The following is a 12,658-nucleotide window of genomic DNA, read 5'->3' as shown; positions in this document are numbered from 1 at the left end:
GGCGAGGACCGTCCAGCGGCCTTCGCCCGAGTCCGATACCCGGCCGCTGAACGACTTCAGCCCGGGATCCTCGACGAGCGCGGCTGCGGTCAGGTCCAGCAGCCAGGAACTGACCACGCTGCCACGGCGCCACACCTCGGCCACGGCGGCGGTGTCGATGTCGTACTGGTAGTACTCCGGATGTGCCAGCGGGGTGGTTTCAGCGTCGTGTTCGCCGGCGTGGGCTCGGCCGATGCCGGCTTTCTCAAGAACGGCCATGCCTTCGGCGAAGGAGGCCATCATTCCGTACTCGATGCCGTTGTGGACCATTTTCACGAAATGCCCGGCGCCGTTCGCCCCGCAGTGCAGGTAGCCCTTTTCGGCCTGGGCCGGCTCGCCGCTTCGGCCCGGTGTGCGCGGCGTCTGTCCGATTCCCGGGGCGATTGTGGCGAACAACGGCTCGAGGCGTGACACCACGTCGTTCTCGCCTCCGATCATCAGGCAGAAACCACGTTCCAGCCCGAAGACCCCACCCGACGTGCCCACGTCGACGTAGTGAATTCCTCGGCCGCCGAGTTCGGCTGCCCGGTCCACATCGTCACGGTAGTAGGAGTTCCCCCCGTCGATGATGACGTCGCCGGCGTCGAAGTGCTCGGCAAGCGCGGCCACGGTCTCGCCGGTGATCCCGGCGGGGACCATCACCCAGGCGGCGCGGGGCGCGGTGAGCTTCGCGGCGAACTCGGCCAGCGTTGCGGCACCGGTCGCGCCCTCGGCCTCCAGCGTCTTCACTGCGGCCGCGTTCACGTCATAGACGACGCAGTCGTGGCCGTCCCGCATGAGCCGGCGTACCAGATTGGCGCCCATCCGGCCAAGGCCGATCATCCCGAGCTGCACGAGGTCTCCCCTGGTTGTTGGTCTGGTGCGGTGCCGTTCCGGGCCAACAGACCCAGGTTCATTCTCTCCCGGCAGGGCGATCACGACAGTGGGCGTCGGCCGAGTCCTGGTGATCGCTGTGCCACATTCGGGTCCGGTGACCTGGATGCCTCTGGGTGGACACCCTACGTGCTGGGGGCCTGTCCGGTGGTGTGCGGGCTCCATGCAGTGGCCCGCACACCGCCGGACAACAAGTCGGTCAGCCGAACACCGACACACCGCCTGGGTCGATGAGCAGACCCGCGACGATGAGCGGAGCGCTGTTGAGAACCGAACCACGGAAAATGGTGAAAATACCGCTGACGACCAGGGTTACGGCAATGAGTCAGGGAATGAAGTCCATGGTGTCGGTGCTTCCGCCATATTCTGCCGGACCAACCCGGGCAGGCATCGTTGTGGCATGGTCAACACGTTCACTCAGTTGGAGGCGGCAGTGGTGAGTGCCTTTTCCCGCTTCTCTTCGTACTTCTTGGCGAGGTCGTCAAGGGCCGTCAGGTAGTGCCCGACATTGGTACGGGCCTGTTCGGCTTCGGCGTCGAGGCCCTCCAACTCGAAGAACTTCCAGTGCCGAAGCAGTGGCGTGACGACCTCGTCGTGGTGGATGCGCAGGTCGTAGATACCGGCCTTGGCTATCCGCTTGGCCTTGCGGTCGAAGTCGTCAATGCCCGTCCCGGGCATCTGGAAGGTCATGACCTCCTCGGCGATGGCCTTGACCGTGGCGGACGGGTCGATCTCCAGTGCGGCGGCGAGCAGGTTCCGATAGAAGATCATGTGAAGGTTCTCGTCGGCGGCCACCCGGGCCAGGAGTTTCTCGGCAATCGGGTCCTGGGTGAAACGACCGGTGTTGCGGTGGCTGATCCTGGTGGCGAGCTCCTGGAAGGACACGTAGGCGATGGCGCGCAGCGGTGTCTTCTCGCCGCTGTCGAAGCCCTTCTCCATCTGGTGCATGCGACCCCGTTCGAGGGAAACCGGGTCAACACCTCGAGTGACGAGCAGGTAGTCCCTCATGACGATGCCGTGGCGGCCCTCCTCGGCCGTCCAGCGATGTACCCAGGTGCCCCAGGCGCCGTCCCGGCCGAAGATCGAGGCGATCTCCCGGTGGTAGCTGGGGAGGTTGTCCTCGGTGAGGAGGTTGACCTCGAAGGCGATCTGGGCGATGTCGGACAGCCGGGACTGGCCGGGTTCCCACGGCAGGGTGTCGAAGTCGCGGCCCTGGCTCCACGGGACGTACTCGTGGGGCATCCACTCGGCGGCGAGGCCCAGATGGCGGTTGAGGTTGGCCTCGGCGACGGGCTCAAGTTCCCGCAGCAGGTCGATGTCGGTGAAGGAGGTCATGCCGACAACCCTGACAGGCCAAGTGGATCCCCAGCTACGACCGGCAAGCGTGGATTCGGCATCGTGGGCTGTTCCCGGGGAACAGCCCACGGGTGGGTCGTGGGCGAGCGGCCTCCGCGGACGGCCCCACTGCCGCGCGTCCACGGAGGGGACGGGCGCGCAGGAGCGAGAAGGCCTCAGGCTGTCAGGAAGCGTCCGTGTCAGGACAACGTGGAGGCTGTTGCCGAGTCGAGCGCGTAGCGGGCGTGGTCGACCAGATCGGCCGCGCCCGAACGGTCCGCCTGTTCGATCTCCTGACAGAGGCGGGCGATGTCGCGGCGTGTCATGCCGGAGTCGATTCCAGCGGCATGGGTAATTGCCTGATGTCCAAGAGCTACCGCGGTCTGGGTGTCGCCGGTGCGTGCATGGGCGACACCCAGCCTGCTCAGGAACTCGACATGGTCGCGGGGGAACTCCTCGTCGAGGTCGTCGAGGTCGTCGAGAGCGGCCTGGAAGTAGGGAATCGCCCCGCTCGGATCGCCGCCGGACAGCAGAGCCTCACCGGCCGCGAACGAGATGTCCTTGCGTCCCGCCCAGTACATGTAGGGGGGGTTCTCCTCCGGCCGGGCCTCGTCGATCAACGAGTACGCGAGCCCGGTCGCGGCCATGGCGTCGGCCTGGTCGCCGGTGCGGCTGTAGGCGATCGCCAGGTCGGCGGCGATCACGGCTCGCTCGATCGCGCTCAGTACGCTGCGGGCGCCTTCCTGGGCCGAGTGGAGCAGGGTGACCGCGTCGGCGGGTTGCCCGTACCAGGTCGCATGCTCCGCCATGCAGCGCAGGACGTTCGCGCCGAGGGCGGGGGAGCCCGCCTCGTGGGCGGCACGTAGAGCGACCAGCCAGCAGCGCTGCGCCCTGCCGTACTCTCCGACGTCGTACATCGCCCATCCGGCCAGCCGGGCGAGTTCCGCGGCGACCGCGTACAGCCTGGTCTGGTGGGTATCACTGTGTGTTCCGGTGCGCAGCAGCCGGACGGTGACGCCGAGCTCGGTGACGGACAGGGAGTAGATGTCGCTGCCGCCCAGGATGTCGCTCATCCGCCGCAGGACGTCGACGCGTTCCTCGAAACCGCGGACGAGCGGGTCATCGACGAGCTGGCCCGTCGGGGTGGCGGGGCGCTGCTGTGAACGGGCCGTAAGCCATCGTTCGGCGGCCGAGTCCAGGGATGGCCCGGATACGGCGAGGAAGTGGTGCGGCTGGGCGCCGTCGGTCATCTCCGCGAGCCCGTCGGCCAGTCCGTGGTGTGTCCACAGAAGGTCCAGACCGGTGTTGGCAGGTGGGGCCTGGTGTTGACGGAGGCTGCTCGGATCCCATCCTGGGTGTTCCTGCGTTGTCACGGCGGGTTTCTCCCGTCTCCGTACGGAACTACTGATGATCGTAGCCGTGCGAATACAGCGCCCGTTTACGGGGTTGCTGCCCCCCCTCTGATTGTCCGGCGGTTAGTCCGGGTCGCCGCTGGGCCTGGACGTTATGTCCAGGCCTCCCCCATGGTGGCAATGCGACGGCCTGTGTTATGTGTCTGTGGATGTTGTCCCGGACCTGCGGGTAGCTGGACTGTTGACTCAGCTGTCGGTTGGCGCCGAGGGCATCTGGATATGGACGGACCTCCAGAACGGGCAGACGTCGCGGGCCGATCCGGCGTTCTGCGAGCATACGGTCTTGCTACCCACGCAACATACCACTCATGCCGCGTATGACCACTGGTCATCCCCCTGTCCGGTCCGCCGCTCCGGCCGTCGATGGTGGGCGCGGTGGTGTCACGTCGCTGGGAGTTCACCTGCCCGAAAATCGCGAACAGATTTGGTATTGATCGTCCATTGTGTTTCTGGTAATGGTTCTGGAAATGCGATTTCCGGACTGCCCGGGAAGTGTTTGGAGCATGATTTGACGTGTCCTTGTGTGGCTGTCATTCGTTACGGGTGCCGGTTCTGACCTCGATAAACAACGGAAGGTATCCATTAGATTGCTTCCCGTCACCACGCTGTGGTGCGGTGAGCAACGGGTTGATGTGGCTGTTCCCCAGTCATTTTCCGGACAGCCCGGGATGCATTCCCATGCCGGCCCGTCGCTACCCCGGGCCCAGGACTGGTTCGCTGAGCCAGGGCGCGCGGTTGCCACCGGTGCGGACGTCCGGTGCACCGAGGCGGGCCGCGTCGGCAGTCTGGTCGTCGGCCTGCTGCTGGGACTCGCGTTCGGCCGCCACCCGCGCCCGGTAGTGCTCGATCTCGGCGGCGACGGTTACGTGGTCCCAGCCCAGCTCGGGCGCGATCAGCTCTGCGACGTGCGCGGCGGCCTCGAACCCCCGGTCCCAGGTCTCGATCGAGATCCGGGTGCGGCGGGTCAGCACGTCGTCGAGGTGCAGCGCACCCTCGTGGGACGCCGCGTACACCGCCTCCGCCGCCAGATATGTGCTGGCCCCACGTAGTGGCCGGCCCAGCATCGGATGCTCCTGGATGAGGGCGAGGACCTCCAGCGTGAGGGTGCCGTAGCGACCCAGCAGGTGTTCGACCCGCGCCACGTGGATCCCGGCCCGATGGGCGAGGGTCTCCCTGGCGTTCCACAGCGCCTGGTAACCATCGGCACCGAGAAGTGGGACCCGGTCGGTGCATGATTCCGGCACGTAGCGATTCATCCCGTGCACGGCCGAGTCGACGGCGTCGCGAGCCATCACCCGGTAGGTCGTGTACTTCCCGCCGGCGACCATGGTGAGGCCGGACAGGGGCGAGACGACCGCGTGTTCGCGGGAGAGCCGGGAGGTGTCCTCGGACTCGCCTGACAGCAACGGTCGCAGCCCCGCGTAGACACCGGTGATGTCGTCATGGGTGAGCGGCGTGCGCAGCATCTGGTTGACCTGCCCGAGGACGTAGTCGATGTCGGCGCTGCTGGCGGCGGGGTGGGCGAGGTCGAGGTTCCAGTCCGTGTCGGTCGTCCCGATGATCCAGTGGCTGTTCCAGGGGATCACGAACAGGACGCTGGTGTCGGTGCGCAGGATCAGGCCGGTGGAGGAGTGGATCCGGTCGCGGGGCACCACCAGGTGGACGCCCTTGGAGACGCGGACGGACAGCTGGCCGCGACCGCCCGCCATCGCCTGGATGTCGTCGGTCCACACCCCTGCGGCGTTGATGGTCTGCCGGGCCCGGACGTCGATCTGCGCGCCGCCCTCGAGATCCTGGACCTGTACCCCGGTGACCCGGTCGCCCTCGCGCAGCAGACCGGTGACCCGGGTGCTGGTGGCGATCATTGTGCCGTAGTGGGCGGCGGTGCGGGCGACGAACATTGTGTGCCGGGCGTCGTCGACCTGGGCGTCCCAGTACTGGATGGCCCCGACCAGGGCGTCCCGACGTAGCGAGGGGACGGCCCGCAGCGCGGCCTTGCGGGTCAGGTGGCGGTGGTGGGGCACGTCCCGGTGGCCGCCCATGGTGTCGTAGAGCAGCATGCCGCTGCCCACATAGGCGCGTTCCCACACCCGGTGCGTGATCGGGAACAGGAACGGAACCGGTCGGACGAGGTGCGGGCAGAGAGTGCCGAGCAGCAGGGCCCGCTCGCGCAGCGCCTCGTGGACCAGGGCCACGTTGAGCTGCTCGAGGTAGCGCAGTCCGCCGTGGATCAGTTTGCTGGACCGGCTGGAGGTGCCGGCGGCGAGATCGCGGGCCTCGACGAGCGCCACGGACAGCCCGCGGGTGGCCGCGTCGAGCGCGACCCCGGAACCGGTCACGCCACCGCCGATGACGACGACGTCGACCACCTCGGCCTCCATCCGGCGCAGCGCGTCGGCGCGGGTGGTCGGGTTCAGCCGTGCCGGATCGATCATCGTGTTCCCCGCTTCCGGAGCATGGATGCCAGGCGTGGCGCGGACACGTCACATCGTGCCCGCCGCAAATAAACTCCGCATGCCGCGTTGCACACACCCCACCTGCAGGAGCTGCCTGATGGACCTCAGCTTCACACCCGAGGAGGAGCGGTTCCGCGCGGAACTTCGCACCTGGCTCGCGGACAGCATCCCGCCGCGGTGGCGGTCGCGGTCGTTCTGGTCGGCCCTCGGTGAGGCCGAAGCGTTCGAGCTGCGCAGGGACTGGGAGCGACGCAAGTACGACGCCGGCTTCGCGGGCATCTCCTGGCCGCGGGAGTACGGCGGTCGCGGCGGGACGTCGGGCATGCAGGCGATCTACGACGAGGAGACGCAGCGCGCCGGGGCTCCGCACACGGTCAACGCCCTCGGCCTGGCCTTCCTCGCGCCGACCGTCATGGCGATCGGCACCGACGAGCAGAAGCGGGACATCATCGCCCCGATGCTGCGCAACGAGGTGATCTGGTGTCAGGGCTTCTCCGAACCCGGCGCCGGCTCCGACCTCGCGGCGCTGCGCACCTGCGGTGTGCAGGACGGGGACGAGTTCGTCGTCAACGGCCAGAAGGTCTGGACGACCAACGCCGTGTACGCGGACAGGATTTTCGCGTTGGTCCGCACGGAGCCAGGTTCCAGGCGGCACAACGGCATCTCCATGCTGCTCATCGACATGCACTCGGACGGGGTCGAGGCCCGGCCGCTGCGCCAGATGAGCGGCGCGAGTGAGTTCGGGGAGGTGTTCTTCACCGACGTCCGGGTGAAGGCCACCGACTGCCTCGGCGGGGTGGGTAACGGTTGGGCGACCGCGATGCGGCTGCTCTCGTTCGAGCGCGGCGCCTCCGGCATCGCCCAGTACACGGCGTTCCGCCGCCAGTTCGACGAGATCGTGGCCGTGGCGGGCACCTTCGGACGGACCGGCGACCCGGTCCTGCGCCAGCAGCTTGCCAGCCGGATCGTCGAGCTCGAGTGCCTGCGCTACCACTCCATGCACGTGCTCACCCAGGTCGAACGGGGCGAAGAGCTCGGAGCGGGGTCGTCGCTGACCAAGCTCCAGTGGTCGGAAACCCATCAGGACCTGTGGGAGACCTTCGACGATCTGCTCGGCCCGGAGGCCACCCTCACCCGGCCGCGTCCCGACACCGACCTGCAAGCCATGCACCACGAAGCAATGTGGTCACGATCGGTAACTATCTGGGGTGGTTCATCCCAGGTCCAGCGCAACATCGTCGCCGAGCGGGTGCTCGGCCTTCCTCGATGACTTCCCGCTTCCTTCCTGGCCAGTTAGGCGGACTCCAGCCATGTACTTCGCGCTGACCGACGAACAACGCGCACTCGGCGTCACTGTCCGTGACTACCTTGAGGACCGGTTCGATCTGAAGGCCGTTCGTGCGGTCTTCGAGGACGCGGAGGGCAACGGCCACCCCGCCGAGCTGTGGAAGGCCGTGGGGGACCAGGGCTGGGCCGCCGTGCTCGTCCCGGAGGAGCACGGCGGCCTCGGCCTCGGACTGGTGGACGCGCAGGTGGTCGCCCGTGCCTTCGGCGCGGGGGTCGTCCCCGGGCCGTGGCTGCCCACAGTGCTCGCGGGCGAGGCGGTGCGACTCGCCGGATCGGACGAGCAGAAGGCATCCCTGCTTCCCCGCGTCGCCGCCGGTTCGCTGGTTGCCACGGTGGCACTGCGCGGCCCCGCCGGCCGCTACGACCCCTCGGGTGTTCAGGTCAGCGCCGACAGTTCGGGCCGGTTGACCGGGTCGGCCCTGCCGGTCGAATACGCCGAGGTCGCGGATGCCGTCGTGGTGGCCGCCACCGAACCCGCGGGCGGAGCCGAACCCGCGGGCGGAGCCGAACCCGCGGGCGGAGCCGAACCCGAGAGAGAGGTCGGGCTCTACCTGGTGGACCCGCGCTCGCCGGGGGTCACCGTGTCCCGGCTCGACAGCTACGACGGCACGGTGCGCACGGCGTCGGTCGTCCTCGACGGGGTGGGTGCCGAGCGGCTGCCCGGATCGTCGACGGCGGTCCTCACCGAACTGTTCGACCGGGCCGCGGTGCTCACCGCGGCGGACCTCGTCGGCCTTGCCCGGCAGGCCCTGTCGCGCACCGTCGCCTATGACACCGACCGTGTGCAGTTCGGGCGGCCGGTCGGTTCCTTCCAGGCGCTCAAGCATCACCTCGCGGACCTGCACGTCGCCGTGACCATGGCGGAGCATGCGGTGCTGTATGCGGCCCACGCACTGGATGTCGGGCTTGCCGACCGCCGGCTCGCGGTCGCCGTGGCCAAGAGCAAGGCCGGTGACACCGCCCGAGAGGTGACCGCAACGATGATCCAGTATCACGGGGGTATTGGTTATACCTGGGAGCACGATTCGCACTTTTTCTACAAGCGCGCCAAGCGCGAGGTGTACAGCTACGGTGATCCGATCCAGCACCGTGAGCGGGTCGCGGCCCTGACCATCGACACGCCGACCACGTCCGGCTAGGCATCCCACCGGACATCCCACACCCAGAGGGGATGCCGCCCCCGGGCCGCGCCGTCTCCAGAAGGAGGAAGCGCCGTGCAGCTTTCCCTCGCGTCCGTTCTTTACGAATCCCGGCGGCGGCACCCGGACGAGGTGGCACTCGTCTGGGGTGACACCCGGACGAGCTACACGCAGCTGTGGGCGAAGGTGCTTGAGACCGCCGGGGCGTTACGGGAGTCCGGGGTCGGCCCCGGCGACCATGTCGCCCTGCTCGCGCCGAACACGCCCGACTTCGTCATCACCTACTACGCGATCCTGGTCCGGGGCGGGGTGGTCGTCCCGGTGCCGCCGATGCTCGTTCCGGAGGAGATCTCCTACCTCGTCGGGGACAGCGGAGCCGTATTGATCGTTTCGTCGCCGGTGTTCCTGGAGAACGCCCGCAAGGCGTCGGCCGCCGTGGGGGTGCCGGCCGTCGCCACCACCGACCTCACCGCGCTCGCGGCGACCTCCACACCCGAAACGATGTTCGTGACCCGCTCGGCGCTCGACCCGGCCGTGCTCTTCTACACCAGCGGTACCACGGGCCGTCCCAAGGGCGCCGTCCTCAGCCACGGCAATCTCGTGCTGAACGCGCTCACGAGCGCGTTGTTCGCCAACGAGTTCCGCTCGGACGACGTGTCGCTGGCATGTCTGCCGCTCTTTCACATCTTCGGTCAGACGGTGGCGCTCAACTCGTTGCTGCTGGTGGGTGGACGGGTGGTGCTGCAGGCCCAGTTCAACGCAGACGAAGCCCTTGATCTGATGATCAACGAGGGCGTCACCGTCCTCGTCGCCGTCCCGACCATGTACGTGGCGTTGCTGGAGGTGGCGGACGGTCGTGACACCCTCCCGAGTCCCCGGCTGTGCATCTGCGGTGGTGCGGCGCTGCCGGTGGCGGTACTCGAGGCGTTCGATGCCCGCTTCGGCGTGCGCATCCTGGAGGGCTACGGGCTGTCCGAGACGTCGCCGCTCGCCACGGTCAACCAGGAGCGGTTCGGCCGGATCCCCGGCAGCGTCGGCCATGCGGTCTGGGGCGTCGACGTCGAGATCGCCCGGGCGGAGGTCGACGACCGGGTCGAGCTGCTGGCCACGGGTGAACTCGGTGAGATCGTCGTCCGTGGGCACAACGTGTTCACCGGGTACCACGACAACCCGGAGGCCACAGCGGCGGCCGTGGTCGACGGCTGGTTCCGCACCGGCGACCTGGGCCGGCGAGATGACAGCGGCGCGGTCCACATCGTCGACCGTAAGAAGGACATGATCATCCGTGGTGGTTACAACATCTACCCACGGGAGGTCGAGGAGATCCTGGTACGGCATCCGGCGGTCGGGCAGGTCGCGGTCATCGGCCTGCCCGACGCGGTGCGCGGTGAGGAGGTCCTCGCCGTGGTCGTGCCCACCGACCCCGCAGACCCGCCGGACGCCCAGGAGATCATCGACTGGTCGCGGGAGCGCATCGCCCGGCACAAGTACCCGCGCCGGGTGGAGTTCGTCACGGAGCTCCCGCTCGGCCCGAGCCGCAAGGTGCTCAAGCGCGAGTTGCGGCGTCGTTTCACCGAGACCGGTTTCACCGAGACCGGCGCTTCCTGACGCGGTCCGGTCACCGCGACGGCACGGATGCTGTCAGACTCGGGATCCGTGCCCGGCCGTGCCCTGGATGCCACGGAAACCGTTACCGCCCGCGTGTTCGGTGCGCTGCGGGTGGCCTCCCTGGTCTTCCTCGTCCTGTTCGTCCTCATCTGGAAGGACTGGTATCTCGCCTCCCCGGACCGCCTCCTGGCTGCGGGCGGTGCGGCAGCGTGGGACATGTTCTTCGTCGTCTGCTGCCTGCGTGGCCGGATCACGAACTGGTTGGCGGTCGGGGAGTTCGTGGGAGCGGTCGTCCTCGCGGTCGGAGCCCGGCTGTGGCTGCCGCACCAGGCGGTCGGGGACGCCGGCAACTGGGTCTTCCGGGCACTGATGGGCGCCGGTGTCGTCGCCGCCTGGCAGGCGCCGCCCGTGGTGTTCCCGGGCGTGGTGATCGTGCTGGCCACGGCGCACTTCACCAGTGCGCCGAGGGCCATGCCCCAGGTGGCCGGATCCACCGTCCTGCTTGTCGCGGCCTGCACACTGTTCCGGCTGGCCGCGACCCGGCTGCGGCGCAACGCCGTCGCCGCGGACGCCAGGCTGGAAGCCACCGCCGCCCGGCTGCAGGCTGTGGCGGTCGCGGACGCCCGGTGGCGGGACCGGCGTGAACGGGAAAGGATCATCCACGACACCGTCCTCAACACCCTCACCGGAATCGGCTGGGGCGGTGGCGCGGATGACGATGTGACCCGGTCCCGGTGTGCGCGCAGTGTCGCGGCGGTGGAGAACCTGATCGCCGGGCATGACTGGCATGCCCGGGCCGACCTGGCCGGGCGGATCGAGCGGATGGTGGCGACGGCCCGGGACAGCGGTCTCGACGTCCACGTCCGCGTCCACCGCGAAGCCGGCGGGACGAACGGGACCGGGAGCACGGGCCGGGCCGGTGCGGCCGGCATGGCCGCGGGCGAGAACGGCACAGTGGGCGAGAACGGCACAGTGGGCGGGCCGCCGTCCGAGGTGGTGGCCGCGCTGACCGCGGCTGCCGAGGAGGCACTGAGCAACGTCGCGCGCCACGCCGGCACCTCCCGTGCCTACGTGACCGTCCGTTTCCGGGACGACCACCTCAACATCACGGTCAGTGATGACGGTGTGGGTTTCGACCCGGGCCGGGCCGACCCGCAGCGGCTCGGCCTCCGGGCCTCGATGGCCGAGCGCGTGGCGGACGTCGGCGGTTGGTTCGAGATCGATGCCGCCTCCGGGCGTGGCACCACGGTCATCATGACCTGGCAGGCGCCGACCGCCCGCATCCGTCCCGCCGATGCCGGCACCGACCTGCGGCGGCACTACGACGCCGGGATCCGGCGCGTGGTCGCCCTCAGCGTCGCCTGCTGGCAGGGACTGCTGGCCGCGGCGCTCCTCGGCTACTGGCGGCAGGAGCGCAACCCGCTGCTGTCGGCCGCGTTGTGGGGTGTGATGACTGTGGGTGTTGGTCTTATCGTCCGGGTGATGTGGCGCCGCCCCCTCACCCGGGCGGAGGCCGGCGGCGTGACCATCCTCGCGCTCGCGGCGGCTCTGGTCGGCGGCCTCAACACCACGGGCGGGGACGTGATCCGGATCATCGACTGGCCGGCGACGATGGCGCTCCCCTTGCTGCTGACACCGGTCGTGGTGACCCGCCCGCCGCGGGAATGGCTCGCGGCCGCCACCGCCGCCACCACGCTGCTCGTCTCCCTGGTGCTGCTACGGGGTGGTACCGGCCAGGTTGTGCTGTCGCGGCTGTCCACCGCGGTGTTCGGGCTGTGGTCGTTGCAGGCTCTGGCCGCCGCGTTCGGCCCGGCGCTGCGGGGCACGGCGCGGGCCACCGCCCGGGCGGCACGGGACGAGGCGGAGCTCGCGGCCCGCCGGCAGGCGGCGGCGTGGATCCGTGCCGACCGGGGCCGCGGACTGCACGGGTTGGAGCATGACACCCTGCCGTTGCTGCGTGCCATCACTGAGGGTCAGCTCGACCCGCGGGATCCCTCGGTGCGGCAACGATGCGCGCACCGCGCGTCCGTGTTGCGCCGGACGTTGGCCTCCACCAGCGGGCAGTCGGCATCCCTCGGGGCGCTGAAGCCCGTGGTGGAGGCTGCCGAGTCACGCGGCATCGACGTGGAGGTGCAGCTCGCCGGTGACCTGCGCCGGTGCCCCGACGGCGTCCGCGAGGAGATCATCGCCACGGTCGGCCGCGCCTTCGGCTCGGTTCCCACCGGGCGGGTGCGCCTCACGATCCTGTCGTCGTTCACCTCCGGCAGCGTCTTCGTGTCCTTCCCGGTCGAGGCCGGGACGTCCGTGGAGCCCGTCCGGCCCCTCGGCCCCGGGCTCATCCCGCCCCAGCCGGTTCCTCCCCGGCTCACCCTTGAGGTGAGCACGGAGGTCGAGGACGGCCGGGCCTGTCTTGAGCTGCACTGGGCCGCGGTCTAGCCGGAGCACGTCG

General features: G+C 69.2%; 9 protein-coding genes. 4 read left to right on the top strand and 5 right to left on the bottom strand.

What is annotated here, in order from left to right:
- The 5 genes from gnd to NBW77_RS12360 form a co-directional block, all read right to left on the bottom strand.
- Nucleotides 1-873 (bottom strand): phosphogluconate dehydrogenase (NAD(+)-dependent, decarboxylating) (gene gnd / locus NBW77_RS12380; RefSeq protein WP_250279731.1); only part of this gene is annotated, 873 nt, incomplete at its 3' end.
- Nucleotides 874-1,111: 238 nt separating this feature from the next.
- Nucleotides 1,112-1,234 (bottom strand): GPGG-motif small membrane protein, encoded by a 123-nt coding sequence (locus NBW77_RS12375; protein ID WP_349817004.1) that lies wholly within the window; start codon nt 1,232-1,234, stop codon nt 1,112-1,114.
- 95 nt (nt 1,235-1,329) lie between these two features.
- Nucleotides 1,330-2,247 (bottom strand): acyl-ACP desaturase, encoded by a 918-nt coding sequence (locus NBW77_RS12370; protein ID WP_131745905.1) that lies wholly within the window; start codon nt 2,245-2,247, stop codon nt 1,330-1,332.
- Nucleotides 2,248-2,447: 200 nt separating this feature from the next.
- The gene (locus tag NBW77_RS12365) at nt 2,448-3,620 is read right to left on the bottom strand and encodes an NsdA family TPR-like regulatory protein (RefSeq protein WP_131745906.1); all 1,173 of its coding nucleotides are present in this window, start codon (nt 3,618-3,620) and stop codon (nt 2,448-2,450) included.
- 731 nt (nt 3,621-4,351) lie between these two features.
- A complete protein-coding gene (locus NBW77_RS12360) occupies nt 4,352-6,094 on the bottom strand; it encodes a glycerol-3-phosphate dehydrogenase/oxidase (protein ID WP_250279730.1) in 1,743 nt (580 codons plus the stop codon).
- Between the two features lie 118 nt (nt 6,095-6,212).
- Between NBW77_RS12360 and NBW77_RS12355 the strand changes: the two genes are divergently transcribed.
- The 4 genes from NBW77_RS12355 (at nt 6,213) to NBW77_RS12340 (ending at nt 12,645) form a co-directional block, all read left to right on the top strand.
- Entirely contained in the window at nt 6,213-7,385 is a 1,173-nt protein-coding gene (locus NBW77_RS12355) for an acyl-CoA dehydrogenase family protein (protein WP_131745907.1), read from the top strand.
- A gap of 40 nt (nt 7,386-7,425) precedes the next feature.
- Complete coding sequence (locus NBW77_RS12350; RefSeq protein WP_131745908.1) at nt 7,426-8,601, top strand: acyl-CoA dehydrogenase family protein; 1,176 nt, start codon at nt 7,426-7,428, stop codon at nt 8,599-8,601.
- Between the two features lie 75 nt (nt 8,602-8,676).
- Nucleotides 8,677-10,209 carry a long-chain-fatty-acid--CoA ligase gene (locus NBW77_RS12345; protein ID WP_250279729.1) on the top strand — a complete coding sequence of 511 codons (1,533 nt, stop codon included), beginning with the start codon at nt 8,677-8,679 and terminating at the stop codon, nt 10,207-10,209.
- A gap of 27 nt (nt 10,210-10,236) precedes the next feature.
- Nucleotides 10,237-12,645: a sensor histidine kinase gene (locus NBW77_RS12340; RefSeq protein WP_250279728.1), complete on the top strand. Its 2,409-nt coding sequence runs from the start codon at nt 10,237-10,239 to the stop codon at nt 12,643-12,645.
- Nucleotides 12,646-12,658 lie beyond the last annotated feature (13 nt).

Source organism: Frankia sp. Cppng1_Ct_nod (assembly GCF_920656135.1).
Taxonomy (GTDB): domain Bacteria; phylum Actinomycetota; class Actinomycetes; order Frankiales; family Frankiaceae; genus Protofrankia; species Protofrankia meridionalis.
The sequence above is the reverse complement of the archived record's forward strand: the minus strand, read 5'-3'. Positions and strand labels throughout refer to the sequence as shown.